The sequence below is a fragment of the Elusimicrobium minutum Pei191 genome (assembly GCF_000020145.1).
Classification (GTDB): Bacteria; Elusimicrobiota; Elusimicrobia; order Elusimicrobiales; family Elusimicrobiaceae; genus Elusimicrobium; species Elusimicrobium minutum.
This window is the reverse complement of sequence record NC_010644.1, coordinates 559,481-584,897: the sequence shown is the minus strand read 5'-3', so window position 1 is coordinate 584,897 and position 25,417 is coordinate 559,481. Positions and strand designations below refer to the sequence as shown.

Annotated in this window: 25 protein-coding genes and 1 other RNA gene; 9 read left to right on the top strand and 17 right to left on the bottom strand. The window is 41.5% G+C overall.

The genetic code is table 11. The features are described from left to right. Positions 1 to 28 precede the first annotated feature (28 nt). The 4 genes from EMIN_RS02765 to EMIN_RS02750 all read right to left on the bottom strand — a co-directional run bounded on the left by EMIN_RS02765 (position 29) and on the right by EMIN_RS02750 (position 4,686). Positions 29 to 1,777 (bottom strand): NADH-dependent [FeFe] hydrogenase, group A6, encoded by a 1,749-nt coding sequence (locus tag EMIN_RS02765; protein WP_012414703.1) that lies wholly within the window; start codon positions 1,775 to 1,777, stop codon positions 29 to 31. A 5-nt stretch (positions 1,778 to 1,782) separates the two neighbouring features. Further along, the gene (locus EMIN_RS02760) at positions 1,783 to 3,645 is read right to left on the bottom strand and encodes an NADH-ubiquinone oxidoreductase-F iron-sulfur binding region domain-containing protein (RefSeq protein WP_012414702.1); all 1,863 of its coding nucleotides are present in this window, start codon (positions 3,643 to 3,645) and stop codon (positions 1,783 to 1,785) included. Continuing rightward, positions 3,638 to 4,129 (bottom strand): NADH-quinone oxidoreductase subunit NuoE family protein, encoded by a 492-nt coding sequence (locus EMIN_RS02755; RefSeq protein WP_012414701.1) that lies wholly within the window; start codon positions 4,127 to 4,129, stop codon positions 3,638 to 3,640. Before EMIN_RS02755 ends, EMIN_RS02760 begins: the two co-directional genes overlap by 8 nt. A 95-nt stretch (positions 4,130 to 4,224) precedes the next feature. Next, positions 4,225 to 4,686, bottom strand: coding sequence for an LEA/WHy family protein (locus tag EMIN_RS02750; RefSeq protein ID WP_012414700.1), 462 nt, complete (start codon positions 4,684 to 4,686; stop codon positions 4,225 to 4,227). Between the two features lie 85 nt (positions 4,687 to 4,771). Here EMIN_RS02750 and pepT point away from each other — a divergent pair, with 85 nt between their 5' ends. The 3 genes from pepT (at position 4,772) to gdhA (ending at position 8,643) form a co-directional block, all read left to right on the top strand. After that, positions 4,772 to 5,998 carry a peptidase T gene (pepT, locus tag EMIN_RS02745; RefSeq protein WP_012414699.1) on the top strand — a complete coding sequence of 409 codons (1,227 nt, stop codon included), beginning with the start codon at positions 4,772 to 4,774 and terminating at the stop codon, positions 5,996 to 5,998. Between the two features lie 6 nt (positions 5,999 to 6,004). Further along, on the top strand, positions 6,005 to 6,964 hold the full coding sequence (ftcD, locus tag EMIN_RS02740; protein ID WP_012414698.1) for a glutamate formimidoyltransferase: 960 nt from the start codon (positions 6,005 to 6,007) through the stop codon (positions 6,962 to 6,964). Positions 6,965 to 7,290: 326 nt separating this feature from the next. Then, entirely contained in the window at positions 7,291 to 8,643 is a 1,353-nt protein-coding gene (gene gdhA / locus EMIN_RS02735; protein ID WP_012414697.1) for an NADP-specific glutamate dehydrogenase, read from the top strand. A gap of 91 nt (positions 8,644 to 8,734) precedes the next feature. Here the strand turns inward: gdhA and EMIN_RS09390 are convergent, their stop codons facing one another. Beyond that, on the bottom strand, positions 8,735 to 9,211 hold the full coding sequence (locus EMIN_RS09390) for a type IV pilin protein (RefSeq protein ID WP_012414696.1): 477 nt from the start codon (positions 9,209 to 9,211) through the stop codon (positions 8,735 to 8,737). A 61-nt stretch (positions 9,212 to 9,272) separates the two neighbouring features. After that, on the bottom strand, positions 9,273 to 9,695 hold the full coding sequence (locus tag EMIN_RS02725) for a metal-dependent transcriptional regulator (protein WP_012414695.1): 423 nt from the start codon (positions 9,693 to 9,695) through the stop codon (positions 9,273 to 9,275). Between the two features lie 78 nt (positions 9,696 to 9,773). Between EMIN_RS02725 and smpB the strand changes: the two genes are divergently transcribed. Continuing rightward, positions 9,774 to 10,247, top strand: a complete 474-nt coding sequence (smpB, locus tag EMIN_RS02720) for an SsrA-binding protein SmpB (protein WP_012414694.1) — start codon at positions 9,774 to 9,776, stop codon at positions 10,245 to 10,247. 560 nt (positions 10,248 to 10,807) lie between these two features. Here smpB and purH read toward each other — a convergent pair. From purH to EMIN_RS02670, 11 genes are read right to left on the bottom strand one after another with little or no spacing between them, the layout of a single operon-like run. Continuing rightward, a complete protein-coding gene (gene purH / locus EMIN_RS02715) occupies positions 10,808 to 12,361 on the bottom strand; it encodes a bifunctional phosphoribosylaminoimidazolecarboxamide formyltransferase/IMP cyclohydrolase (protein ID WP_012414693.1) in 1,554 nt (517 codons plus the stop codon). Then, entirely contained in the window at positions 12,358 to 12,921 is a 564-nt protein-coding gene (gene purN, locus EMIN_RS02710; protein WP_012414692.1) for a phosphoribosylglycinamide formyltransferase, read from the bottom strand. The genes purH and purN overlap by 4 nt, the downstream gene beginning before the upstream one ends. Positions 12,922 to 12,963: 42 nt before the next feature. After that, positions 12,964 to 13,923 (bottom strand): phosphoribosylformylglycinamidine cyclo-ligase, encoded by a 960-nt coding sequence (gene purM / locus EMIN_RS02705; RefSeq protein ID WP_012414691.1) that lies wholly within the window; start codon positions 13,921 to 13,923, stop codon positions 12,964 to 12,966. Beyond that, positions 13,920 to 14,396 (bottom strand): 5-(carboxyamino)imidazole ribonucleotide mutase, encoded by a 477-nt coding sequence (gene purE / locus EMIN_RS02700; RefSeq protein WP_012414690.1) that lies wholly within the window; start codon positions 14,394 to 14,396, stop codon positions 13,920 to 13,922. The genes purM and purE overlap by 4 nt, the downstream gene beginning before the upstream one ends. Then, the gene (gene purD, locus EMIN_RS02695; protein WP_012414689.1) at positions 14,393 to 15,640 is read right to left on the bottom strand and encodes a phosphoribosylamine--glycine ligase; all 1,248 of its coding nucleotides are present in this window, start codon (positions 15,638 to 15,640) and stop codon (positions 14,393 to 14,395) included. The genes purE and purD overlap by 4 nt, the downstream gene beginning before the upstream one ends. Continuing rightward, positions 15,637 to 17,013, bottom strand: a complete 1,377-nt coding sequence (gene purF, locus EMIN_RS02690) for an amidophosphoribosyltransferase (protein ID WP_012414688.1) — start codon at positions 17,011 to 17,013, stop codon at positions 15,637 to 15,639. The genes purD and purF overlap by 4 nt, the downstream gene beginning before the upstream one ends. Before the next feature lie 27 nt (positions 17,014 to 17,040). Next, positions 17,041 to 17,787, bottom strand: coding sequence for a phosphoribosylformylglycinamidine synthase I (purQ, locus tag EMIN_RS02685; protein WP_012414687.1), 747 nt, complete (start codon positions 17,785 to 17,787; stop codon positions 17,041 to 17,043). A 1-nt stretch (position 17,788) separates the two neighbouring features. Beyond that, a complete protein-coding gene (locus EMIN_RS02680) occupies positions 17,789 to 18,394 on the bottom strand; it encodes a hypothetical protein (RefSeq protein ID WP_012414686.1) in 606 nt (201 codons plus the stop codon). Between the two features lie 2 nt (positions 18,395 to 18,396). Further along, a complete protein-coding gene (purL, locus tag EMIN_RS02675; RefSeq protein WP_052545813.1) occupies positions 18,397 to 20,793 on the bottom strand; it encodes a phosphoribosylformylglycinamidine synthase subunit PurL in 2,397 nt (798 codons plus the stop codon). A 1-nt stretch (position 20,794) separates the two neighbouring features. Further along, entirely contained in the window at positions 20,795 to 21,256 is a 462-nt protein-coding gene (locus EMIN_RS08125; RefSeq protein WP_052545812.1) for a phosphoribosylformylglycinamidine synthase subunit PurS, read from the bottom strand. A 36-nt stretch (positions 21,257 to 21,292) separates the two neighbouring features. Then, the gene (locus tag EMIN_RS02670) at positions 21,293 to 22,171 is read right to left on the bottom strand and encodes a phosphoribosylaminoimidazolesuccinocarboxamide synthase (protein WP_012414685.1); all 879 of its coding nucleotides are present in this window, start codon (positions 22,169 to 22,171) and stop codon (positions 21,293 to 21,295) included. 116 nt (positions 22,172 to 22,287) lie between these two features. Here EMIN_RS02670 and EMIN_RS02665 point away from each other — a divergent pair, with 116 nt between their 5' ends. The 5 genes from EMIN_RS02665 (at position 22,288) to rnpB (ending at position 25,378) form a co-directional block, all read left to right on the top strand. Then, on the top strand, positions 22,288 to 22,596 hold the full coding sequence (locus EMIN_RS02665; RefSeq protein WP_012414684.1) for a hypothetical protein: 309 nt from the start codon (positions 22,288 to 22,290) through the stop codon (positions 22,594 to 22,596). Positions 22,597 to 22,662: 66 nt separating this feature from the next. Further along, complete coding sequence (gene rsmI / locus EMIN_RS02660; RefSeq protein WP_012414683.1) at positions 22,663 to 23,358, top strand: 16S rRNA (cytidine(1402)-2'-O)-methyltransferase; 696 nt, start codon at positions 22,663 to 22,665, stop codon at positions 23,356 to 23,358. Further along, on the top strand, positions 23,336 to 23,971 hold the full coding sequence (locus tag EMIN_RS02655) for an L-threonylcarbamoyladenylate synthase (RefSeq protein WP_083759823.1): 636 nt from the start codon (positions 23,336 to 23,338) through the stop codon (positions 23,969 to 23,971). The genes rsmI and EMIN_RS02655 overlap by 23 nt, the downstream gene beginning before the upstream one ends. Then, positions 23,971 to 24,933, top strand: a complete 963-nt coding sequence (locus tag EMIN_RS02650; RefSeq protein ID WP_012414681.1) for a sensor histidine kinase — start codon at positions 23,971 to 23,973, stop codon at positions 24,931 to 24,933. Before EMIN_RS02655 ends, EMIN_RS02650 begins: the two co-directional genes overlap by 1 nt. 100 nt (positions 24,934 to 25,033) lie before the next feature. Then, positions 25,034 to 25,378: RNase P RNA component class A (rnpB, locus tag EMIN_RS08530), an RNA gene on the top strand. The last annotated feature ends 39 nt before the right edge of the window (positions 25,379 to 25,417 follow it).

Here is a 25,417-nt window from a genome sequence, read left to right as displayed (position 1 = left end):
AAACCCCGCCGTACGGCGGGGTTTTTGGTTATTTTTTGTAAGTCTTTCTCTTAGTGTATTTGTTATGGAACAGCTTATGAGCCTGCGGGCCTAAAGGTTCGCCTACAAACTCTTTATAAACCTGTATGACCGCGGGATTTAAATGAGAACAACGCACTTTGGAGCTTTCGTCATCTTTATATAAACCCGCCGCTCGTTTTTTGCGAAGCTCGTCCGTAACGCCGTAAGGCTGCCCGCCGCCGCCTACGCAGCCGCCCTCGCAAGCCATAACTTCAACGAAATCATATGGCGAAGGCTTTCCTTCTGCTTTGGTTTTTTCAATCTCTTTTAAAAGATGGTCAACATTGGCAAGACCGTGCGCTATGGCAACTCTTACTGTTGTACCATCTATATCAATATTGGCTTCTTTAATACCTTTAAGGCCACGTACTTGCTTAAACTCCACTTTAGAGAGTTCTTTGCCGGTAATAACATGGTAGGCGGTTCTCAAAGCGGCTTCCATAACTCCGCCGGTAGCGCCAAAAATGGTGCCTGCCCCGGAATAGGCGCCAAGTATTGAATCGGCTTTCTGGTCCTCAATATTTTTAAAATCAATACCGCTTTGTTTAATCATGCGGGCAAGTTCGCGCGTTGTGAGCGAAATGTCAATATCCTGGTGTCCTGAAGCAAACATTTCCTCACTTCTGTGGATTTCATATTTTTTAGCCGTGCAAGGCATAATTGAAACCATAAAAATTTTAGAAGGGTCAACATTATGCTTTTTAGCGTAATATGTTTTGGACAAAACTCCTATTATTTCATGCGGGCTTTTGCATGTTGAAAAGTTATCAAGCATATCGGAGTGGAACTTTTCCAAAAAGTCAACCCAGGCAGGGCAACAAGATGTTATCAAAGGCATATTGTCTTTTTTCTTAAAGCGATGCACAAACTCGTTGCCTTCTTCCATAATAGTCATGTCGGCGCCCATGTTTGTGTCAAAAACGCCTTTAAACCCAAGTTTCTTTAAAGAGCTTATAAGTTTACCCGTAAGATTTGTTCCTATAGGGTAGCCGAATGCTTCCCCTATTGAAACGCGTACCGCAGGCGCGATTTGCACCACGGGAAAAAGATCGGGGTTGCTTAACGCGTCCCAAACTTTTTGGGTTTCGTCATGTTCTACTATAGCTCCCACGGGACAATGGTTGGAACACTGCCCGCATTTCACGCAGGGTGAATCATTAAGTTCAATTTCGCCCGCGGGGGAAAGCACCGTATTAATACCGCGGCCTAAGAAAGATAACGCCCAAACATTTTGGTTTTTCTGGCAGACCTGCACACAGCGTCCGCACAAAATACATTTTGAACCTTCAATATCTATAGTTTTGGTTGATTCATCATGCTTATGTTTCTTTCTGCCGACAATTAAAGGATAGTAGGCGTCTCTTATGCCAAACTCGGAAGAAAGCCTTTGAAGCTCACAGTCATTGTTTCTGGCGCATATTAAACAATCCTTCGGGTGGTTAGATAAAATAAGTTCAAGCACGTTTTTGCGCACTTTAACAATTTCGGGATCGTGGGTGGTAATTTTCATACCTTCTTCCAAAGCAGTGCAGCATGCTCTTAACATTTTGCCTGTGCCCTGTACCCTTACCACACAAATGCCACAGCCCGCGTCAGCGACTAAATCGGGATGTTTGCAAAGAGTAGGAATATTTATATTAACAAGCCTGGCGGCCTCTAATATCGTGGTTCCTTCTTTTACCTGAATTTCCGTACCGTTAATAATAGCTTTTACCATAATCACTAATCCTTTTTAATCGCAGAAAATTTACAAGCGCTAAAGCACTGTCCGCACTTAATACATTTTTCCTGGTGTACAAAATGCTTTTGTTTAACTTCCCCTGTGATAGCACCGACGGGGCAGGCGCGTTTACACGCGGTGCAGCCCACGCATTTTTCTTCAATAACGCTGTAACGCACTAAAGAACTGCATTTGCCTGTGGGGCAATGCTTTTCTTTAACATGTTCATCGAACTCATGCCCGAAACTTTTTAAACATGACAACACCGGGTTAGGCGCCGTTTGCCCTAAAGCGCAAAGCGATGCTTTTTGCATTGTGAGCGCAAGATTGCCGATTTTCTCTTTATAATCGCCAACCTCTTTACCTTCGCTGATATCTTTAAGAATTTTTAAAAGCTGGTAACCACCGATTCTGCAAGGAACGCATTTACCGCAGGACTCCTCTACGCAGAACTCAAGATAAAATTTAGCGATATCAACCATACAATCGCTGTTATCCATAACAATTAATCCGCCTGAGCCCATCATTGAACCCGCTTCAATTAAAGATTCATAAGTAATAGGCATGTCAAATTTTTCCGCCGGGATAACACCGCCGCTGGGGCCCCCTGTCTGCACCGCTTTAATAACGCGGCCGTCGTAAGCGCCTTCGCCAATATCAAAAACAACTTCTTTAATTGTTATGCCCATAGGCACTTCAATAAGGCCTGACGATTTAACCTTACCCGTCATGGCAAACACTTTTGTGCCAGTGCTTTTGCCCGAACCTATTTTGCTAAACCATTCACTTCCGTTATAAATAATTAAAGGTATATTGGCCAAAGTTTCAACGTTGTTAATAGAAGTAGGACAGCCCCACAAACCTTTTACAGACGGGAAAGGAGGTTTTGGAGTAGGTGTGCCGCGCTGGCCTTCAATAGAGCGCATTAAAGCGGTTTCCTCACCGCATACAAAAGCGCCCGCGCCGTATCTGATTTCCAAATCATAGCTGAATTTTGAGCCTAAAATATTTTTACCGAGCAGCCCTGCCTTATAAGCGGCATCAATAGCGGCCTGCACGCGGGAAATAGCCAACGGATATTCCGCCCTGATATAAAACAAGCCTTTGCTTGCGCCGGTGGCAAAACCGCCGATAATCATGCCTTCGATAACAGCGTGCGGGTTGCCTTCTAATAAAGAACGGTCCATATACGCGCCCGGGTCACCCTCGTCGCCGTTACAAATCATATATTTTTGTTTGCCTTTACTGGCCCTTGTAAACTGCCATTTCAAACCTGTTGGAAAACCTCCGCCCCCTCTGCCTCTGAGGCCGCTTTTCTTAATTTCTTCAATAGTACCTTCTTCTTTAAGTTCATTAAGACATTTGGCCAAAGCGCTGTAACCGCCGTGTGAAATATATTCATTAATATCTTCGGGGTTAATTTTACCGCAGTCTTTAAGTAAAATTCTGTGCTGTTTTCTGTAAAAAGGAACGTCATTAATTGTTTTGCATTTCTGCCCGTGTCCGGGATCTGTGTATAAAAGCCTTTCAACAATTTCGCCGGCAATAACGGTTTTTTCAACAATTTCAGAAACGTCGGACTCTTTTACTTTGGTGTAAAAGATATCACCTACGCTGACCAACGGGCCTGCCGCGCAAAAACCTTGGCAGCCGCTTTTGCTTAAATATGTGCCGCGGCAACCGTCGGTAATTTGCGTGCACACGTTAAGACCTTTGGCGGAAAGTTCTTTTTTAAACGCTTCCAAAACTTCTAATGAACCGCCCGCTATACAGCCTGTACCGCCGCAAACTATAATACGCTGGTTAATGTTTTTATAATTTTCTTTATATTTGGCTGAAACAGCCTCAATGTTAATTTTAGCCATTATTTTGCCCCTTGTATTCCTGAACGATATTCTTAACTTCAGTGGCTTTCACAGCCCCAAAAATTTTGCCGTTAACGGATACCACCGGCGCTAAACCGCAGCATCCCACACAACGTACCCCTGTAAGGGAAAAGTTGCTGTCTTTGGTCTGCTCCCCTTCTTTTATACCTAAAAGTCTTGTAAACTCTTTAATAATTTCAGGAGCACCTTTTAAATAACAGGCCGTACCCGTGCAAACGGATATTCTGTATTTAGCGGGCGGCGTAAGTTTAAAAAAGTGATAAAACGAAAGTACTTCATATATCTGCGCTAAAGGCACATTTATAAGCTGTGACAGTTCTAAGGAAATCTCTCTGGGAACATAGCCCAAGGTGTCTTGTATCTCATGCAAAATCATGATAAGACTGCCTTGTTTTCCCTGCCATTTGTCCGTAATTTTTTTTAAATCAATTTTCGGCGCTGCGGTGTTGACAGTGTCTGACATAAAACATTCTCCTTTATATATTGCAAAAGCACATTAAGATATAAAATCCCAATGTTAGTCTTGCCTAAAAAAAAGACCCCTTAAGGGGCTCTATTTTAAAATTTTTTGCTTTGGTAAATAGTAACAGGAAACGGGATGTCGCCAAGGGGCGTTTCAAAATACATTGTACCCCTTACCTGGTAATCCACTGAAACGCTGCCCATGCTTACAAGACCGGTTAACGTTTTACCCAATTTATTAATAGGTATTTCTAAAGTAGATTTCGCGGTTTTTGTTTCGCCCGGTTCAACGCGCACATCCTTAAAAACGATTTCAGACACGCTGTTATCGTTTACATAAAAGTTGCCGTCAAACCTTTTAATAGCTGCAGCCGTCGTCCTGCTTGTGTTTTGGATTGAAATAGCCACATTCATGCTGATTGTGTTTATATTAAAATCCGCAGGTTCCACCTTAACAAGGTCGTACTTGCACTTGACCATATTGTAGTTTTCCTGAAGGCCGGTGCAAGCGAAAGAAAAGATTAATAAGGAAATTAAAATAACTAACTTTTTATTCATGCAAATATTATACTAAAAACTTCTCTAAAAAAGTTCTATAATAAAATTAACAGAAGAAAATGCCTATACTATTAAGGAGAATACAATGGACTTTAAACAAAATATTTTAGAGAAATTTTTGAGATATGTAAAAACAGAAACCACTTCCGATACGGAATCATCATCAAAACCTTCAACAAAAACCCAGCTTGAATTCGCGGCTGTACTTGCCAAAGAAATGGAAACCCTGGGTATTAAAGATATAAAAATATCTAAAACAGGGCATTTAACCGGTTCCATACCCGCAAATAATGACGCCAAAGCGCCTACAATAGGGTTTATAGCGCATATAGATACATCCCCCGATTTTAACGGTAAAAACGTTAATCCGCAAATACATAAAAATTACGCGGGCGGAGCTATTGTTATAAATAAAGATAAAAATATGTCAATTTCGCCTGAAATGGACAAAATTCTTAATGACGTAACAGGCCACGACATTATAACAACCGATGGAAATAGCCTTTTAGGCGCGGATGATAAAGCGGGTATAGCTATTATAATGACAATGGCCCAATATTTAAAGAATAATCCATCCTTTAAACACGGACCCGTAAAAATAGCTTTTACACCTGATGAGGAAATAGGCACGGGCATTTTGGATTTTGATGTCGCGGACTTTAAGGCTGACTTCGCTTACACCGTTGACGGCAGCGTTATGGGTGAAATAGAAAACGGCAACTTTAACGCCGATAAGTTTAAAATTGAAATAACCGGCGTTAACTGCCACCCCGGCACGGCTAAAGACGTTATGGTCAACCCCGTGAGAGTAGCGGCTGATTTAATAAACCGCTGGCCTGAAAGCAAACTGCCTGAAACCACGGAAGGAGAGGAAGGCTTTATACTTTTTAACACATTAAAAGGGAATATCGAAAAAACCGAAATAGGCGGTATTATAAGGGAGCATGATTTAAAAAAACTTACGGATTTAGAAGACTCTCTTAAAAAAATTATTGAAGATACTAAAGCTAAATTTAAAGGAGCGCAGATTAAGTTAACAATAAGCGAGCAATACAGAAATATGAAAGACGTACTTGCAAAAAACCCCGAAGCCATGAATAAACTTTTAAGCGCTTTAGAAGATATGGGTATTAAATATAAAATAAGCCAAATAAGGGGCGGCACCGACGGGGCCAGGCTTTCTTTTATGGGTTTGCCGACGCCAAATATTTTTGCCGGCTATTCACAGCCGCACGGACCGTATGAATGGGCTTCTTTAGACGCTATGGCTATAGCTTGCAAGTTTATATTAAAGATAGTCGAAGTAAAATAGTACGGTATGGCTATGATAGAATGCGTGCCCAACATATCAGAAGGCAAAAATGAGGCTGTTATCTATCAAATAACAGAAGCCGTTAAAAAACATAATGTTAAAATACTGAGCGTTGAACCGGGCGAGGACGCAAACCGTACCGTAATTACATTCGCGGGGCTTAAAGAAAATATAGGCGCGGCTGCTTACGCCTGCATAGAAAAAGCTTACGAACTTATTGATATGTCAAAACATAAGGGCAGACATCCGCGCCAAGGCGTTGTGGACGTCTGCCCTTTTATTCCGCTTTCGGGCGCCACAATGCAAGACTGTGTGGACATTTCAAAATCAACTGCTAAAAAAGTAGCGTGCAACTTAGGCCTGCCCGTTTATTTATATGAAAACAGCGCGGCCGACGAATCCCGCCGCAACTTAGCCGTAATAAGAAAAGGCGGCTATGAAACTTTGGAAGAAAAACTTAAAAACCTTCCCCCTGATTTCGGCCCTCATGAAATCACTCCCAAAGTAAAAAAAGGCGGCGCAATAACAATAGGTGCGAGGGAATTTTTAATAGCTTATAATATAACGCTTAACACAAAATCCGCCAAATTGGCCGAAATTTTGGCTAGAAAAATAAGGCAATCGGGCGGCGGCCGCAAACTGCCGGGAGTAAAAGCCATAGGCTGGTATCTTCCCGCGTATGAGGCGGCGCAGGTATCTTGCAACATAACAAATTTTCACAAAACGTCCGTCCACACCGTGTTTGAAACAGTTAAGCATGAAGCGGGCCTTATGAATATTGAAGTCAAAGGAAGCGAACTTATAGGCCTTATACCTAAAGAAGCGCTTATGCAAGCCGGCGATTTTTACTCACAAACGGCTTGCGGATGCGAAAAGTTTTCAGAATCTGAAAAGCTGCAAAACGCCGTTAAATTTTTAGGCTTGGATTTGCACGCGGACTTTGACTATTCCAAAAAAATAATATAACTCACGTCGTAAAAAAAGAATAAAAAAAAGACTTTACAAAACATAAAAAAAGTTATATCATATTAATAAAGTTAGGTTTAACTAATTTTATTAACCAAACCTTACTACAAATTTTATCTACACAAACTCGGGCAAAAACGCCCAAACTCTCCCCCCTCATTTCTCCGCACAGAAATGAGGGGTCCTTTTTTTATTTTACGACTATGGCGCAAAAACGCTGTTCGGCCCCCGGTATAATACCGTTAGGCCTTTTTTAAAATTGACACTTGCACATTGCTTTGATAGACTTATTTTAATGAATTAACATATATTCCGGAGGCTTTTTTATGAACATCAAAAATCACATTGACCAGATCGTGGCCAATGTTGTAGCAAAAGATCCTGACCAGCTTACATTCCATCAAGCCGTGGCGGAAGTAGCACACTCTCTCACCCCGGTTTTGGAAAGAAATCCAGAATACATTAAACAAAAAATTTTAGAAAGAATGATAGAGCCGGAAAGGCTTATAACTTTCCGCGTGCCCTGGCAAGACGACAAAGGTGAAGTGCACGTTAACAGAGGCATAAGGGTACAGTTTAACAGCGCCATAGGCCCTTATAAAGGCGGTTTAAGGTTCAGACCCAACGTTTCAGTAGGCATGCTTAAGTTTTTAGGTTTTGAACAAACCTTTAAAAACGCCTTAACAACCCTTCCCATGGGTGGTGGAAAGGGCGGCTCGGACTTTGACGTTAAAGGCAAAAGCGACGCTGAGGTTATGCGTTTTTGCCAGTCCTTCATGACGGAACTTTTTAGGCACATCGGCCCTAATACGGACGTTCCTGCGGGTGACCTTGGCGTAGGCGCAAGGGAAATAGGTTATCTTTACGGGCAATATAAAAGATTAACAAATGAGTTTACGGGTACTTTTACAGGTAAATCCATTACCTGGGGCGGAAGTTTAGTGCGCCCGGAAGCTACGGGCTACGGAACTGTATACTTTGCCCAAAACATGCTTGCCACAAAAGGTGATTCTTTAAAATCAAAAACCTGCGTAATATCCGGGGCGGGCAACGTAGGTATTTACGCTATTGAAAAAATCAACCATTTAGGCGGCAAAGTAGTGGCTTTCGCCACGGCCGAAGCAGCTATCCACGACAAAGATGGTGTTGATGATGAGAAGTTAAATTACTTAAAAGATTTAGTATTCGTAAAAAGAGGAGCTATTACGGAATACGCTAAAAAATATTCAAAAGCGGTTGTTTTACCCTCAGGTAAAAAAACATGGGATATACCTTGTTTTGCAGCTTTCCCAACAGCAGCCGAAAACGAACTTGACGTTACAGACGCGAAGACATTACTTAAAAACGGCTGCGAATGCGTTTCGGAAGGAGCCAACATGCCTTGCACGCCGGAAGCTGTATCCGCTTTTGAAAAAGCGGGCATTTTATACGCCCCCGGCAAAGCCGCTAACGCGGGCGGAGTTTCCGTATCAGGTTTGGAAATGTCCCAAAACAGCGTAAGGCTTTATTGGCCTAGAGAGCAGGTGGACGCCGAACTTCAAAAAATCATGAAAAATATTCATGACACTGCTTTAGCCGCCGCCGCTGAATACGGCATGAAAGGCAATTATGTAGCGGGCGCTAATATAGCTGGCTTTAAGAAAGTCGCCACCGCTATGATTGAGCAAGGTTTAGTTTAATGTACACAAAAAAAGCCCCGCTCTTTAACTGAGCGGGGCTTTTTTATGCTTCTGATTATAATAGCTTTATAAGACGGCTAAATAATTTATCTTAAAGTTTAAAATAACCCGGAGCGTCACTGCGCTCTTTACCCCCTAAAGAAAGACACAGCTTTCTTGCTTGGGTTTTGTCGGGTCCATCAGTTACACAATTCTTTTCATGAGTATAACCCGCGGGATAAAATTCTAATGTAATAATTCTGTTTGCTCCGCTTCCATCGTTGTTAGAGTTTGACAAAAGAGTAGCTTGCACCAAGCTTGAAGGCCCCCAAATCCTATAAAGGTAGCGTCCGTCTTTTCTGCATTCGGAGGCGCCGTCCGTACAAGCAATATTTGAGCCGGGGATATCAATATCAAAGTTATCAAAACTGTCGGAATAAATCCCGTGCTGCAAAAAGTAACGGTCTTGCGCTTGGCGCATATCTTTTGCAACTAAATATAATTGAACGGCGCGGCTTTTATTTACCGCGTTTGTATATTGCGGCAAAGCGATAGCGGCAAGTATGCCTATAATCAAAACAACTACCAATAATTCAATTAACGTAAACCCTTTTTTCCTAAATATTTATGTCATAAAAATTTAATCAGCCTCATTTAGCTTTTTTCTTAACCGCGGCTTTTTGTTTTTTTACAAAATTGGTAAGTTTGTCAAAAGTTTCTTTGCTGATAACGTGCTCCATTTTGCAAGCGTCAATATCCGCGGCGCTTTGCGAAACGCCCAAAATATCCGTTAAAAACTGCGTTAAAAGAACATGGCGCTGTTTAACTTCATCGGCCGCTTTTACACCTTTTGGAGTAAGCTCCACATAACCGTATTTTTCATGCAATACATAACCCATTTTAGCAAGCACCGTAAGCGCGCCTGTAACACTGGGGGTTTTAACATTCATTAAATCCCTTATGTCCTTTACCCTGGCTACGCCGTGCTGTTTGGAAGCTATCGAAATGGCTTCCAAATAATCTTCCATACTCATTGTAAGATGTTCTTTATTAATAAGATTTTCTTTGTTCATAAGTTCAGTAAACCTAACTTTTTAAGTTTTGTCAAGTTTTTTAGGGGTAAACAGACCGCAAATAAGTTAAAATATATTATGGCAAAAAAAGACAACGGGCCTTTGGTGGCCGCTACAAACCGCAAAGCTTATCACAACTATCATATCTTGGATACTTATGAAGCGGGTATAGAACTTTTAGGCAGCGAGGTTAAATCCATACGGAAAAAGGAAGTAAGCCTGGACGGCGCTTTTGTGCGTATTGAAGGCATGCAGGCCTATGTCTTTAATATGCATATCAACCCTTACAAATATAATACCGTTACCGAGGTTGAACCTTTACGCCAAAGAAGGCTGTTGCTTAACAAAAAAGAAATAAACAAACTTAAAGGCCACGCGGAAATTAAAGGACACACTATTATCCCTTTGGAAGTATATTTTAAAAACGGCTGGGCTAAAATAAAAGTGGGGCTTGGCAAAGGCAAACAACTTTTTGATAAAAGAGACGCTATTAAAAAGCGTGATTTATCAAGAGAAATGGAAAAAGATTTTAAAAATAAAATAAAGTTTTAATCTTTTAATTCATTAAATAATAGTTGGCGTAAAGCGACCCTAAATTAGAGTTATTGCCTTCCTGTTTGCCTAAAGACCTGCAAACTGCTGCCGCATCGGCGCTTTTATTTGTAAATTTCACACCACAGTTTTCCGGGCGCGGCTTGATTATGATACATAGTAAATTCCACAATAAGCATGTTTGTACTGTGAGCATTAGCCACGCAGGTTTTTTTGGTTGGCGTAGACCGACAAAAAAATAAATAAACATTCGGCCTCTATCTGTTCGTTCCGACCCACGTTGAGGCTATTAGCCCGGAAGGGACTTCAATATCCAAATCCGCTATATTGGCTGTGTAAGCGCCTGTTTCCAAATAATATCTTTCTTGTGCGTCTTTTATTTAACATAACAACTGCCTGAGAAGTGCGGAACTTAATAACAGCCCGCTGATACTGCGGTAAAGCTATGGCAGCCAAAATTCCTATAACCAATACAACAACTTTTCCTTTCGCTTATTCTTATTATGTTTAAAAAGCATAGATATCTTTTACTAAAATTCAAAAAAATTCCTAAACTTTTATTAATGTCTAAAGTGCCTTAAGCCAGTAAAAATCATGGCTATGCCGTGCTCATCGGCAGCGGCAATGGCTTCCTCGTCCCGTACTGATCCGCCGGGCTGAACTATTGCGCTTACTCCAAGTTTGGCGGCCGCGTCAACGCCGTCCCGGAATGGGAAAAACGCGTCCGACCCTATTACTAAAACTTTAGGCTTCTTATTTTCCTGCAAATATTCTTCAAATTTCATACCGGCCATTTTAACGCTGTCCACCCTGCTCATCTGCCCCGCGCCGATACCTACGGAGGCGCTTTCGGAAGTTAAAATAACAGCGTTTGATTTAACGTGTTTTACCGAGGCCCAGGCGAATTTTAAAGCCTTATCCTCTTCCTCGGTGGGTTTACGTTTTGTAACGCAGTCCCATTTGTTGTCAAGAAGAAGCGTTCTGTCGGGCTGCTGTAAAAGCACTTCGTCGCCAACCGATTTAAGCTGGTAAGCCGCGCTTAAAGGTGAGTTTCTTTTTAATATGCGGATATTCTTTTTCTGTTTTAAAATTTCCAAAGATTCCAAGTCGTAATCTGGCGCGCAGACAGCCTCAATAAACACTTTGCTTATAGCCTCTGCTATATCACGCTGCATAGGTTTATTTAAAGCTATAATACCGCCAAAGGCGGATTTAGGATCACACGCCCAGGCGTTATTAAAGGCTTCGGTTAAAACTTTCCCCGTTCCTATGCCGCAAGGCGTAACGTGTTTAAATATAACGCAGGCGGGCAAATCAAAATCGCAAACAGCGTCCCAAGTGCCAAAAGCGTCTAAAATATTATTATAAGAAAGTTCTTTGCCATGCAATTGTTCGAAAGAAAAATCTTTTTTTTGTGAATAAAGGACCGCTTTCTGGTGCGGATTTTCGCCGTATCTCAAATCCTGTGTTTTATGTAAAACAACAATTTTACTTTCGGGAAATTCATGATTTAAGCCTTTTTTAAATTCTTCGCTTATGGCGGCGTCATACTCAGCCGTATGGGTAAAAGCTTCCACGCAAAGACGCTGCCTTGTAGCGTAAGAAAGCGCCCCCTGAGAAGCCGCCATCTCACTTAAAACTACTTCATAATCTTTGGGACGGCAAAGTACCGCCACGTGGGCAAAATTTTTAGCCGCGCTTCTTAACATTGAAGGCCCGCCTATATCAATATTTTCAATAACCTCGGCGTCAAAACTGTGTTTGGCTTTAGCGGCGGTTTCCCTAAAAGGATAGAGATTAACAACAAGCATATCAATATCTTCAATGCCCATATCTTTAATTACCTTGCAATGGGCATCATCGTCCCGTTTATATAAAATAGCGCCGTGAACACGGGGATGAAGGGTTTTAACACGTCCGTCTAATATTTCGGGAAATCCGGTAAGGTCGCTTAAATCACGAACGGGAAGGCCCGCGGCTTTTAAAAATTTAGCCGTGCCGCTCGTTGAAACAAGTTCAACGCCTAATTTATGAAGGCCTTTAGCAAAAACCTCAAGCCCTGTTTTATCTGATACTGAAATTAAAGCCCTTTTAATTTTGCGTTCCTGAGTCACGTTATATTCTCCTCAAAAAATTTCTTAACCGCAAGCGGGTAAATTTTATGCTCAACTTTTAAAACAGCGGACGCTAAAGCCTTAGCGTCCATATTTTTTTCAACCAAAATATTTTCCTGCAAAATTATGGGGCCGTCATCATATTCAGCGTTTACAAAATGCACCGTCGCGCCGCTTTTTGCCGCACCCGCTTTTATAACCGCCTCATGTACATGGTGTCCGTACATGCCTTTGCCGCCGAACTCAGGCAAAAGCGCGGGGTGAATATTTATAACCGGGCAAATATCTAAAATTTCCTGCGGTATCATTTTAAGATAACCCGCCAGACATATTAAATCAGGCTTATATTTTTTAATAACGGACGCCGTGGAAGTGTTTTGATTTTCTACAAAAACGTCTATCCCCATTTTTTTTGCTTTTTCAACCGCTCCAATACCTTCTTTGGAAGCTACTAAAAGCACAATATCCGCGTTAAAAATTTTGTTTTGGGACGCGTAGTAAAGAGCTTGAAAATTACTACCTCCGCCGCTGGCAAACACAACAATTTTTTTACCGCTCATACCTGCTCCAAAATCAGAATAATTAAAAACAAGATTTGATGTTTAATCTAAAATAACCTTATCGCCGCCTTTAACAATAACGCCTACTTCTAATAATTGCGGCAACGCTTTTTTAGCGGCTTTAACAGCCTGCGGGCGAACGCAAATAACCATGCCAAGCCCCATATTAAACGTGTTATACATTTCTTTTGCGGAAATTTTGCCCTTTTTTTGCAAAATATTCATTATCTCGGGCACTTGCCATTTGCTTGTGTCTAAATAAGCGCCAACACCCGAGGGCAAAAACCTAGGCACATTGCCCGGAAGGCCGCTGCCCGTAATATGCGCCATTCCCAATATGGGCATTTTGGCTTTTTCAAGCGCGGTTTTAAGTTTTAAAACTTCCTGAACGTAAATTTTGGTAGGCGTTAAAAGCTGCTCAGCGTATTTTTTAAGCTCTTTGCCAAAAATGTGACGCACCAAAGAATATCCGTTTGAATGAAAGCCGCTTGAAGGAAGAGCAAGCAAAATATCGCCTTCTTTAATTTTTTTGCCGTCAATAATTTCTTTATTTTTTACCATGCCTACCGAAAACCCGGCCAGGTCATATTCGCCCGCTTGATAAAAGCCCGGCATTTCGGCGGTTTCGCCCCCTAAAAGAGCGCAGTTCGCCTGCCTGCAGCCTTCTAAAATACCTTCAATAATTTGTTTGGATGTTTTTAAATCTATTTTACCTGTAGCATAATAATCTAAGAAAAATAAAGGAGTAGCGCCGCAAACCACAAGGTCGTTAACGCACATGGCAACAAGGTCAATCCCTATTGTATCATGCTTGCCTAACATAAAAGCAAGTTTAAGCTTTGTTCCTACACCGTCCGTAGAAGCTACCATGCTGTATTCTTTGTTGGCGGGGTTTTTCATAAGTCCCGCAAAACCGCCTATGCCTTTTGTTTTTGTGGCTATAAAATCAACAAACTTATCACCTGCTACGATATCAACGCCTGCTTTTTTATACGTGCTCATTTTTTATCCTGTTTATTTTTTTCAATAATTTCTTTTTCCTGCAAAATCCTGCCCTGCACAAGTTTTTCGTTTAAAGCCTTATCCTTAAGAGCTAAAATTTGTACCGCCAGCACGGCCGCGTTTTTAGCCCCGTCCACCGCTACCGTGGCTACCGGCATACCCGGCGGCATTTGAACCGTGGAATATAAAGCGTCAATGCCGTTTAACGCCCCGCCGCTTAAAGGCACGCCTATAACGGGTTTAACGGTTAAACTAGCAACAACGCCCGCTAAATGGGCCGCCATACCGGCGCCGGCTATAAAAACATCAGCCTCTTCATATTCTTCCATTAATTTGTGCAAGTATTTTGGCGAACGGTGCGCCGAACATATCTTAAGGGAGTGCTTAACTCCAAACTCCTTAAGAAAGTCTGATGCTTTTTGCATAGTTTTTAAATCGCTCTGGCTGCCCATTAAAATAAGGACTTTTGTCATTTTTTAATCCCGACATCTTTTCTAAACTGCATGCCTTCAAAGCGTATTTTTTCTATTTCATAATAAACTTTGTTTCTTACTTCTTCTAAATTAGCACCTGTTTCAACTACCGCTAACACACGTCCGCCGTTAGTGTAATATTTATTACCCTCAACCCTTGTGCCGGAGTGAAAAACAATGCCTTTTACATTTTCAAGGCCGGTAATTTCCCTTCCTATTTTAGGGTTAGTGGGGTAACCTTCACTGGCAAGTATAACGCAAATTGAGGAACCTTCAAAGGTTTCCATTTTAATAGTGTCAAGCTTTTTATCTACGCAGGCAAGCAAAATATCCAAGAAATCTGTTTTAATCATAGGTAAAATAGCCTCTGCCTCCGGGTCGCCTAAGCGGCAGTTAAATTCAAGCACTTTCGGGCCATCAGCCGTTATCATTATGCCCGCGTAAATAATGCCGCAAAAATCTATTTTTTCCGCTTTTAAACCGGTTACAACTTTATCAAAAACATTCTTTTTAATAAAATCGATATCTTCTTTTTTAATTTCCGTTACGGGACAATACGCGCCCATGCCGCCTGTGTTGGGGCCGCGGTTATCTTCGCCAAGCCTTTTGTAATCACGGCTTATAGGCATAAGAAGATAATGTTCACCGTCAACAAAACCCATTACGCTGAGTTCGGGCCCTAAAAGATATTCTTCTATAACAACGCAGCATCCAGCGTTGCCGAATATCTTTTTATCCATAAAATCAACAACGGCTTCAACAGCTTCCTCACGGGTTATGCAAATGCGCACGCCTTTACCCGCGGCAAGGCCGTCGGCCTTTACAACTAAAGGAAGCGGGTGTTCAGCCACCAGTTTTTTTGCCTCTTCCGAGCTTTTGCAAACTGTGTATTTAGCCGTGGGAATAGAATATTTAACCATAAACTCTTTGGAAAATTCTTTAGAGTTTTCCAATTTAGCGCCGGCGAGCACCGGACCGAAAACTTTAATATTATTTTCCCTTAATAAATCAGCCAAGCCTTCCGCTAAAGGAGCTTCGGGCCCGATAACTACAAGGTCAATATTTTTACTTTCACAAAAATTTAAAATTTTATTTTTATCGGAAATATCTTCTTTAACATATTGTATTTTCCCTTCTTCCGCCGCCTGAACGGTGGAATATATTACGGAAGTTTTTAAACTGTTAAGGAGTTTCCACGCTATGGCGTGCTCTCGTCCGCCTGACCCTATGACTAATACTTTCATCTTGCCTCCCTTGTTGACTTTGATATTTTTGTAGGATATTTGTCCGTAAAACAAGCGCTGCAAAAGCCTTGGCAACCGCTTATGCCGCCGCAGGCGTCCGCCGCGTTTTTAATTGTTATTAAATGCAAGCTTGTAACGCCTATTTCTTTTACAATCTGCTCATGAGACATATTACAATATATCAGCTCACTTTTGCTTGGTGTATTTATACCGTAAAAGCAAGGCGCTATGATAGGAGGCGACGTTACTGCAAAATGAATATTTTTAACGCCGTGCTCTTTAAGCATATTGATCATCTTTTTAGCCGTTGTGCCGCGCACTATCGAATCGTCTATTAAAATAATGTTTTTACCTTTTACTATACCGCCTATGGGAAATAATTTAAGCTTTGCCACTACTTCGCGCATATGCTGTGTTGATTTGATAAAGGAACGCCCCATATAATGGTTCCTTACCAAACCCATTTCAAAAGGAATGCCCGATTCTTTGGCAAAACCCAAAGCCGCGAAAAAGCCCGAATCCGGCACCGGCATAACAATATCAGCCTTTATATCCTTCATTTGCTGCGCAAGTTTGCGTCCCATGGACATTCTAGCCTCAGCCACGGAAAATCCCCTTACAATGCTGTCCGGCCTGGAAAAATAGACCTGCTCAAAAATACAATTATTTTCTTTTTTAGGCTGCGTAAAAAAGCCGCTTGAAAGTTTGCCTTTTTCTATAACCAGGATTTCGGCTGGTTCCACATCTCTTATATACTTACCGCCAAGCACTTCAATGGCGGAAGTTTCGGAAGCTACCATAAAATTTTTGCCTATTTTGCCAAGCACCAAAGGCCTTATTCCGTACGGATCGCGGAACGCTATTAATTTGCCTTTAAAAAGCATTATACCGCCGTAACCGCCTTCTATTTTGTTAAGAGCCTTTTTTAAGGCGTTTTCAATGGGTAACTTTTCGCGCGCTATAAGGTGTACTATAAGTTCAGTTTCGGAGGAATGTTGGAAAATGGAGCCTTCTTTAGCTAATTTGGCGCGCAAAGCCTCAGTATTAACTATATTGCCGCTTAAAGCTATGGCTATGCTGCCGTGGGCACATTTAAATAAAAACGGTTGTGCGTCAGTAAGTCCGCTTTTTATACCTGTTGTAGGATATCTGACATGGCCTATCGCGCTAGTGCCTTTTAGGGTTTCTAAAATAGCGGGAGTGTATTTCCCCATTACAAGCCCGTCTGACATATGATAATTAAAAAAATCCCCGTCTTCTTTTTCAACGGCTATGCCGCTGCTTTCCTGCCCTCTGTGCTGAAGAGTCAAAAGCCCAACGTGTATCATTTGCGCCGCGTCCTGCGTTCCCTGCAAACCTATAATTCCACCCATAAAAAACTCTCCTTTTCTATTATAAAATTACAAATATTTCACAGCGTTTTTAAATATCATAAGCCCCGCGGCTTTAGCGTCTCGCATCTCTTTTCTTGTCCACGCGGGGTGGTGAAAAGGCTCGGCATATCTTTCGGGGTGAGGCATAAGGCCGAAACAGTTTCCTTTATCATTGCAAAGCCCCGCTATATCAAGCACACTGCCGTTGGGGTTATCTTCATAAGTAAGCGCAACCGCGTTGGCGGCGACAATATTTTGCAAAACCTTTTTATCGTCAATAATAATTTTACCTTCGCCGTGCGCTATGGGAAGTTCAATAACATCGTCAAGCCCTTTGGTAAAAATACACGGGCTGCTTTTATTAACTTTAAGTTTTACCCATTTATCTATAAAAACGCCGCTGTCGTTAAAGGTTAAACTGGCAACCTGTTTATGTTCCTTGTTTGTCGGCAAAAACCCAAGTTTTGTTAAAACTTGAAAACCGTTACAAATACCCATAACCGGACGGCCGGAATCTATTACCGTAGAAATATCTTTAAACACTTTGGACATGTGAACGGACCATATTTTACCACCGGCGATATCATCCCCGTAAGAAAACCCGCCGGGGAAAACCAAAATATCACAATTTGTAAGTTTTACTTTGCCCGACACAATTTCATTAGTGTGTGCTAAATCCGTTTGCACGCCCACCATTTTCAAAGCGTTAACGCTTTCAATATCGCAGTTTATGCCCGCTGTGCGCACAACTATAGCTTTTGCTTTTTTCTTCATTTTATTTACCCTCAAAAACTATTTTAAAATCTTTATTCCAATCCGCCACGGACTGAAGTTTTTTATACTGCTCGGCAAGTATTACCGAATTTTCAAGCGGAGCGTGTTTTTCATAAGTTTGGTAAACCATAACAGTTTTTTGGTTAGTGTTAAAAATAACCTGTGATTCTGTTTTTTCATTAACGCAGCCTATGTTATACGGAGCGGAAATTTGGCTTTCTATTTTACCTTTATTTACAAAAAGATAAATGGAACGCTGTTCCTTACACAAAACGCCCAAGTAAGCGAATTCAACCATAACAATTTTTTTACCCGCGCCGTAATCATAATTAACAGGTATAGCCTTGACAATATCAAACTGCCCGTCTTTTACACTAAGTTTAGCGGAGCTTAAAACTTTTTTACCTTTAACTATTTTAGAGCTTACCTGCTCGTCCTCTTTACATAAAAGGAAAAACTCTTCCTTTTTATCGCCTTCAAAATCAAACTTAAAAGCAGCGTTAGCCTGTGCGTTTTTTAACGCCGTTTGGCAATCAGGCAACGATAATGCAAAAACATTAGCAGTAAATGTTGCAAACAAAAACAAAGAAATAATTTTTTTATTCATAATTATAAAACTCCTTTTAAAGTATCGCGCCAGCTCTTTTTAAGTTTGGAAAGTTTTTCACTAATAACTTCCGCGCCTTTTTGTCCTTTAATTATAAGGCTGGGGGTTGAATTTGTCTGCCCTATTTTAGAAAGCTTAACGCCTTTTAAAGCCTTTAAAAAAGCTTTTTCATTTTCAGAGTTAACTTCAAGCACCAAACGGCAGGCCGATTCGCTAAATAAAATTTGTCCGTCGGAGAGTTTGCCTTCGGTTAAAACCTTTTTAAGGTTAATCTCAGCGCCATAAGCGCCGCTGAAACACATTTCCGAAAGCGCGGCGGCTAAGCCGCCCTGGCTGATATCATGCGCTGCGTTTACTAAACCGCCCGAAATAACTTTGTAAACTTTTTGGTAAGTTTTTAAAGCCGCTTTAGCGTCAACTTTTGGCGCCGCAATATTTTTAAGTCCCAAAATATCGGCCGTTACGCTGCCGCCGAACTCATCTTTAGTTACGCCCACAACATAAACGCTTGAAGCAGCCTCCTTAAAGTCCATGGTAACAGATTTTCTTATATCATGAACAGGCGCTGTAGCCGATATTAATATTGTTGAGGGTATGGCCACATCGTTGCCTTTAGCGTCTTTACTTTGATTGTAAAAACTGTCTTTACCCGATATAAAAGGGGCCGAGTAAGCCATGGCGCCGTCATAACAGCCTTTAGCGCAAAGCACAAGTTCCCCAAGAAGTTTGGGGTTTTCGGGGCTGCCCCAGCAAAAGTTATCTAAGAAAGCGGTTTTATTAATGTCCGCGCCTACGCAAAGCAGGTTCCTTACCGCTTCGTCACAGCAGTTAAGAGCCATTTGGTAAGGGTCAATTTTACCTATAGCAGGGTTAAGCCCATGCGTTACCGCAAAACCGTTATAATCTTTTAAATTACCCGTGGCGCTGGCGGGCCAAATTACGGTAGCGTCGCCCGGGCCGTCATGCGTAACGCCTTGTAAAGGTTTTACCACTGTACCCGATTGCACCTCATGGTCATATTGTCTTATAACGTCTTCCCTTGAGCAAGTGTTTAAATGGGCAAGAGTTTTATGTAAAACCGCTCCGTAGTTTTTCATCTCTTTAATTCTGGAAGGTTTTGTTTTTGGTGTATTCCATACGGCTTTTCTCATCATTTTAGGAACGCCGCCGTGTAGAAAATCATTGCTAAGATCCACAATTTTTTCCTTACCGAAGTAAACTTCCAGCCTGCCGGTATTTGTAAATTCACCCATTACGCTATACTCACAATCCTCGGCCTCAAGTATTTTTTTAACTTCTTTTAAGTTTTTGGGCGGGACGGAGAGTATCATTCTTTCCTGTGATTCGGACACCCATATTTCCCAAGGTTTTATTTTGCTTTCTTTTAAAACAGCTTTGCTTAAGTCAACACGCACGCCGGTTTCCCCGCCAAGTTCGCCTATGGCGGAAGAAAACCCGCCCGCGCCGCAGTCGGTGCATCCTCTGTAAAGACGTTTATCTCTAAGCCGGAGCATAGCATCTAAAACTTTTTTCTCGTTAATAGCGTGGCCTATCTGCACGGCGGAAACTTCGCTCGCGTCCTCAATATTAGCTGAGGAAAACGTAGCTCCGTGTAAGCCGTCGCGCCCGGTCCTTCCGCCGATGGACACAACCAAATCACCCGCTTTAACGGATTTTTCTATAGCCCACGTAGGCATAATGCCTATGGTTCCTACAAAAACCAAAGGGTTTAAGGCGTAGCGGTCGTCAAACCAAATAGCGCCTGAGGCGGTAGGTATACCCATGCGGTTGCCGTAATCTCTTACGCCGTCAACTACCCCCCTGAAAATACGCTTTGGGTGCAGCGCTGCGGCGGGAAGTTTAGCTTTATAATCAGGGTCGGCAAAGCAAAAAATATCCGTATTAACCACAGGTTTAGCGCCAAGGCCCACGCCTAAAATATCACGTATAACGCCGCCTACGCCCGTTTCCGCACCGCCGTAAGGCTCAACCGCGCAAGGGTGGTTGTGCGTTTCGGCCTTAAAAGCTAAAGCCCATTTTTTCCCTTGCCCGAATTCAACTACGCCGGCATTATCTTTAAAAACGGAAAGGCACCATTTCTTATTTAATTTTTTAGTGGCTTTATAAATTGTTGTTTTAAAAAGACCGTCTTTAATAACTTCTTTTTTGCCGTCTTTAACCATTGTAACGGGGCCGTTAAAAGTTTTGTGCTTGCAATGTTCGGACCAGGTTTGGGCTATTGTTTCAAGCTCCGCCTGGGTTGGAGCGCGGCCTATGGATTTAAAATAATCCTGCGCGGCTACCATTTCTTCCGTAACAAGGCTCCAGCCCGCGCGGGCCTGTAAATCAAAAAGTTCTTTCTTAGACAACTTGTCAAAATTTCTCAAATTTTCTTCCATTTTAAGCACCCTTTGTAATTAAATATTTGTTTACTACCTGGTTAACGAATGTTTTTTTAACAGCCGCGTCTAATTCTTTTTCGGTAAATTTGCCGGAAATATTAAAAGCCGCCGCTACCCTTACGGAAGCGGGCTTTTCAAATCCTAAAGCGGCAACGGCGTCTTTTACACCTTCACCCACAACGTCGGTAGAGGAATCCCTTATCCAAACTTCTATTTTAAAAACGCCTTTTTGCGGCTTGGAGGAAGAAACCGAATATTTTTCAAGCACAGGATCGCAAAGCAAATCCTTAGCTATACTTTCTATTTGTTTTTTACTGTAAACGCCTTCAACAGAATATATGGTATAAGAATTAACATTCTCAATCCCTTTTAAGCCGACGCTGGACAAACGGTTTTTTATACCGTTTTCTTTATGACTGCCGTAATCACGTTTATGAAAAACTTCTACAAAATATTTCATCTTCTCTCCTTAAAGTCAAATAAAAAAGCAGCGATTTTATACGCTGCCTTTTTCTATTCTAGACAAAGCCTCTTTATATTTTTTTGCGGCAGCCAACGCTATGGACTGCGGCATGGCAGGCGGAGGCGGGTTTTTATCCCAGCCTGTCTGCTCCATATAATCTCTTACAAATTGTTTATCAAAACCGGGTGGGTTTGTGCCCGTTTTATATAACGCCGCGTCCCAAAAACGCGAGGAATCAGGCGTAAGGATTTCATCAATCAAAATAAGATCGCCGTCAATTAGTCCGAATTCAAATTTAGTGTCGGCCAAAATTATTCCGCAATTTTTAAGATATTCTTCCGCGAAGTTATAAAGTTTAATGCTGGTATCTTTAATTTTATATGCCAGGTTTTTATCCATATGAGACAGCATATAAGCAAAAGAAACATTTTCATCATGTCCTGTATCAGCTTTACTTGCCGGGGTAAAAATAGGTTCTGGAAATTTTTGGGCCTCTTTGAGACCTTCTTTTATTTTTTCGCCGCAGACGGTGCCTGATTTTTGGTATTCTTTCCAAGCTGAGCCTGTTATATACCCTCTTACAACACACTCAAAATCAATCCTTTCGCATTTTTTAACCAAAACGGTGCGCCCGCTGTAGTACTGTGGGTCCAAACCAAGTTTTAAAATTATATTAATTTCATTAATATCCGACGAAATCATATGATTCGGCACAATAGAAATTGTTTTTGCAAACCAAAAATTGCTTATTTGAGTAAGTATTTTACCTTTATCGGGAATCTGTGAAGGAAGCACACAGTCAAATACGGAAACACGGTCCGATGCGACAATAAGAAGCATTTTGCCTGCGTCGTAAACGTCTCTAACTTTTCCTTTTTTTAGTAAAGGAAGGTTTATTTGGCTGTTATTCATCTTTAAATTTATTTTACAAATTATATTAACTATTGCAAACTACTTATAATAATTACATACCTAAAATCCTATTTTTTTTATACAATTTATTTATAAACCCTTTGGAGGATTTAAACATGAAAAAATTAGCAGTATTAGCAGTATCTGCGGCAGTTTTATCACTCTGCGCATGCACAACTACACAACCTGACGGCACAGCAAAAGTAGTTACAGCGGCTGATGTACAGCAGGCTTCTACAGACGCAAGAAATAAAGTTACCGAAGCAAAAGAAACATATAACACGGCTAAAACAGCCGCAAGCTCAAGCTCATCATCTTCAAACGCTTCAGCGACAGCAAAAGAAACAGCCAAACAAAAAGCTGACGAAGCAAAAAAACAAGCCGAAGCGGAAAAGAAAGCCTGGAAAGAAGCTTTAACCTGGTAGTTTAGATTTTCAAAAAAAAATAAGCGCCTCCATACGGACGCGCTTATTTTTTGTATATTAGTATATATGTTATATATTGTTCCAACCCCCATAGGCAATTTAGCCGACATTACACTACGCGCGTTAGAAACGCTTAAAACCGTTGACGTCGTTTTCGCCGAAGATACAAGAAGGTCTAAAACACTTCTTTCGCATTTCTTAATTGATAAACCTTTAATACGTTACAATGAAAATGACCCGCACAGCGTCAGCCACTGCTTAAATATGGCTATGCATAAAAACTGCGCCCTTGTATGCGACGGCGGAACACCTTGTATTTCAGACCCGGGGTGGAAGCTTGTAAAAGAATGTCTGTCCAAAGGAATTAAGGTGGTGCCGCTGCCGGGACCAAGCGCTTTAACCTGCGCGCTGTCAGGCGCCGGTATAACGGGCGGCGCTTTTACATTTTTAGGTTTTATGCCAAGAAAAACGGGGAAAATTTCTAAACTTATTGCCGCGGCTTATGAGCTTGAAAAACCGATTGTCATTTACGAATCCCCATACCGGATAGTTAAACTTTTAGAAATTATTTCCGGTGTTTTGGGCCCCCAAACACCGATAATAGCGGCAAGAGAACTTACAAAAGTTTATGAGGAATGGCTAAGAGGCCCGGTAAGCGAAATTATAGCGGCGCTTAACAAGAAAAATAAAATTTTGGGCGAATTTGTTTTAATAATTGACCGCCCCGCAAAAGAAGAAAATGATGAAGACGCGGATTTTTAAAATTGAAGAGGTTACAAAAGAAATAATGCTTCAAGCCGTTAATGATTTAAAAAACGGTGCCGTTATAATTGCGCCTACAGACACCGTTTACGGCATTATGGCTGACGCTCTTAACCCCCAAGCTGTTAAAAGAATGTGCGAAATAAAACAAAAGCCTTCAGATGTGCCTTTACAATATCTTGCCTCTGACATAAAATACGCTAAGCGTATTGCGCTGTTTTCACCCAAGGCCACGCTGCTGGCGGAAAAATACTGGCCCGGTCCGCTTACGATAATAGTTCCCCCCAGCAAAGAAGGTAAAAAATACCTGCGCGGTTTTGACACCCTGGGCATAAGGGTACCTAAAAATGATTTTATTGCTAATTTATTAAATGCTTTTGGCGGGGTGGCGGCCGCAAGCAGCGCGAATTTGCATTCTAAACCGGTTATTAACAGCCAAGAGGAACTTATAAAAGAATTTAACGGTAAAGTAGATTATATTTTTACAGGCGGTCAGTTTAGCAGCGAGTCTTCCACGGTTTTAAGCCTTGAACCTTTTAAAATTTTTAGAGAGGGCGGCATTAAAGAAAAAGATGTATTAAATTTTTTCGCTGAAAATGCTAATATCTTTTAATGGACATCGCAATACTTAACGATTTTGTTTTTATAGGGGTGCTCGTTCTGATTTTATTAGGACTGGCGGTATTTTTAACTGTTTTTCTTACAAAAAAAATAGCCCTTAAAAAAATGCACCGTACAATCGTTAAAGCCGAACATAACTACCAACAGCAAATCGGAACTTTGCAACAGCAACTTTCTACAAAAGTGGAAATGCTTGAAAACATGGTTGAAAAGCTCACCCTTTCCAATCAGGAACTTAACCGCCTTAGCGAAATTAAATCAAAGTTTATGTCCATTGTGGCGCATGACTTAAAGCAGCCTCTTTCTTCTATACAAGGTTTAACGTCCGTACTTATGTTAGACGGCGTAGCCGGGGGCGGAGTTGGCGACCAGCAGGCATTAAATAACATTTTAAAAGCCACCGATAATATGAATATGCTGATGAGCGACTTAATGGACATCAGCATGATTGAAGCCGGTAAATTTAAAATGGATTTTAAAGAGTTTGAACTTAACGGCCTTATTAACGATATTTACGCCATGCAGCATATAAACGCGCAAAAAAAAGGCATAAACATAATAAGATATGACTATCCGGAACCCATTGTAATACAGGCCGACAGGTTTAGAATTTCGCAGGTTTTAAATAACCTGCTAAGCAACGCCATTAAATTTACGCCGCAGGGCGGGCGAATTGAAATAAGATTTAATCTTGAAGATACAGTAGCCAAAGTTTTTATTAAAGATAACGGCCCGGGCATTGAACATTCGGAACTGCAAAAAATTTTTGAAAAGTTTCACCAAAGCTCCTCTTTAGACAAACGATCCAGAAGGCAAGGTTGGGGCTTGGGCCTTGCAATATCATGTGAAATTATTAAATCCCACCACGGCGATATCGGCGCTATAAGCAATGGCGTAGGCCACGGAACGGTATTTATTATAGAACTGCCTTTAAAACAAACTGAAGCTTTATAATCAAATGAGCAAGCTTTACTTTTTCTAAAACAAAAACTTGTTACCGCTTATTATAAACATATTTAAAATACGTAAAAAGCGTTAAATTTTATACAATATATTTGGCAATTAAAAGGCCGCTGTAATGTTAATATTATAGAGGAACTTCCGAACTCCACAGGGCACCGCGCCGCTTGAAAGGGCGGGGGTTTGGGCTAAAATCCAAACCACGGAAAGTGCAACAGAAAGTATACCGCCGCAAGCTTGCTTACGGTAAGGGTGAAAGGGTGTGGTAAGAGCGCACCGCATCAGCGGCAACGCTGATGGCTATGCAAACCCCGCAGGGAGCAAGGCCAAATTTGTGCATATGCTGCCCGCATCAGACACAGAGTAGGCCGCTTAGAGAAATGGTCTTTATCCGAGGTTCGCCGAGGAAACAGAATTCGGGGTATTATTGCCAAACAAAAAAATCCGCCGGTAAAACCGGCGGATTTTTTACTGTAAA

Bases quoted from the DNA above. Each gene is read 5' to 3' on its own strand.
- EMIN_RS02765 (WP_012414703.1), bottom strand. From the start codon at position 1,777: ATGGTAAAAGCTATTATTAACGGTACGGAAATTCAGGTAAAAGAAGGA.
- EMIN_RS02760 (WP_012414702.1), bottom strand. From the start codon at position 3,645: ATGGCTAAAATTAACATTGAGGCTGTTTCAGCCAAATATAAAGAAAAT.
- EMIN_RS02755 (WP_012414701.1), bottom strand. From the start codon at position 4,129: ATGTCAGACACTGTCAACACCGCAGCGCCGAAAATTGATTTAAAAAAA.
- EMIN_RS02750 (WP_012414700.1), bottom strand. From the start codon at position 4,686: ATGAATAAAAAGTTAGTTATTTTAATTTCCTTATTAATCTTTTCTTTC.
- pepT (WP_012414699.1), top strand. From the start codon at position 4,772: ATGGACTTTAAACAAAATATTTTAGAGAAATTTTTGAGATATGTAAAA.
- ftcD (WP_012414698.1), top strand. From the start codon at position 6,005: ATGGCTATGATAGAATGCGTGCCCAACATATCAGAAGGCAAAAATGAG.
- gdhA (WP_012414697.1), top strand. From the start codon at position 7,291: ATGAACATCAAAAATCACATTGACCAGATCGTGGCCAATGTTGTAGCA.
- EMIN_RS02725 (WP_012414695.1), bottom strand. From the start codon at position 9,695: ATGAACAAAGAAAATCTTATTAATAAAGAACATCTTACAATGAGTATG.
- smpB (WP_012414694.1), top strand. From the start codon at position 9,774: ATGGCAAAAAAAGACAACGGGCCTTTGGTGGCCGCTACAAACCGCAAA.
- purN (WP_012414692.1), bottom strand. From the start codon at position 12,921: ATGAGCGGTAAAAAAATTGTTGTGTTTGCCAGCGGCGGAGGTAGTAAT.
- purM (WP_012414691.1), bottom strand. From the start codon at position 13,923: ATGAGCACGTATAAAAAAGCAGGCGTTGATATCGTAGCAGGTGATAAG.
- purE (WP_012414690.1), bottom strand. From the start codon at position 14,396: ATGACAAAAGTCCTTATTTTAATGGGCAGCCAGAGCGATTTAAAAACT.
- purD (WP_012414689.1), bottom strand. From the start codon at position 15,640: ATGAAAGTATTAGTCATAGGGTCAGGCGGACGAGAGCACGCCATAGCG.
- purF (WP_012414688.1), bottom strand. From the start codon at position 17,013: ATGGGTGGAATTATAGGTTTGCAGGGAACGCAGGACGCGGCGCAAATG.
- purQ (WP_012414687.1), bottom strand. From the start codon at position 17,787: ATGAAGAAAAAAGCAAAAGCTATAGTTGTGCGCACAGCGGGCATAAAC.
- EMIN_RS02680 (WP_012414686.1), bottom strand. From the start codon at position 18,394: ATGAATAAAAAAATTATTTCTTTGTTTTTGTTTGCAACATTTACTGCT.
- purL (WP_052545813.1), bottom strand. From the start codon at position 20,793: ATGGAAGAAAATTTGAGAAATTTTGACAAGTTGTCTAAGAAAGAACTT.
- EMIN_RS08125 (WP_052545812.1), bottom strand. From the start codon at position 21,256: ATGAAATATTTTGTAGAAGTTTTTCATAAACGTGATTACGGCAGTCAT.
- EMIN_RS02670 (WP_012414685.1), bottom strand. From the start codon at position 22,171: ATGAATAACAGCCAAATAAACCTTCCTTTACTAAAAAAAGGAAAAGTT.
- EMIN_RS02665 (WP_012414684.1), top strand. From the start codon at position 22,288: ATGAAAAAATTAGCAGTATTAGCAGTATCTGCGGCAGTTTTATCACTC.
- rsmI (WP_012414683.1), top strand. From the start codon at position 22,663: ATGTTATATATTGTTCCAACCCCCATAGGCAATTTAGCCGACATTACA.
- EMIN_RS02655 (WP_083759823.1), top strand. From the start codon at position 23,336: ATGATGAAGACGCGGATTTTTAAAATTGAAGAGGTTACAAAAGAAATA.
- EMIN_RS02650 (WP_012414681.1), top strand. From the start codon at position 23,971: ATGGACATCGCAATACTTAACGATTTTGTTTTTATAGGGGTGCTCGTT.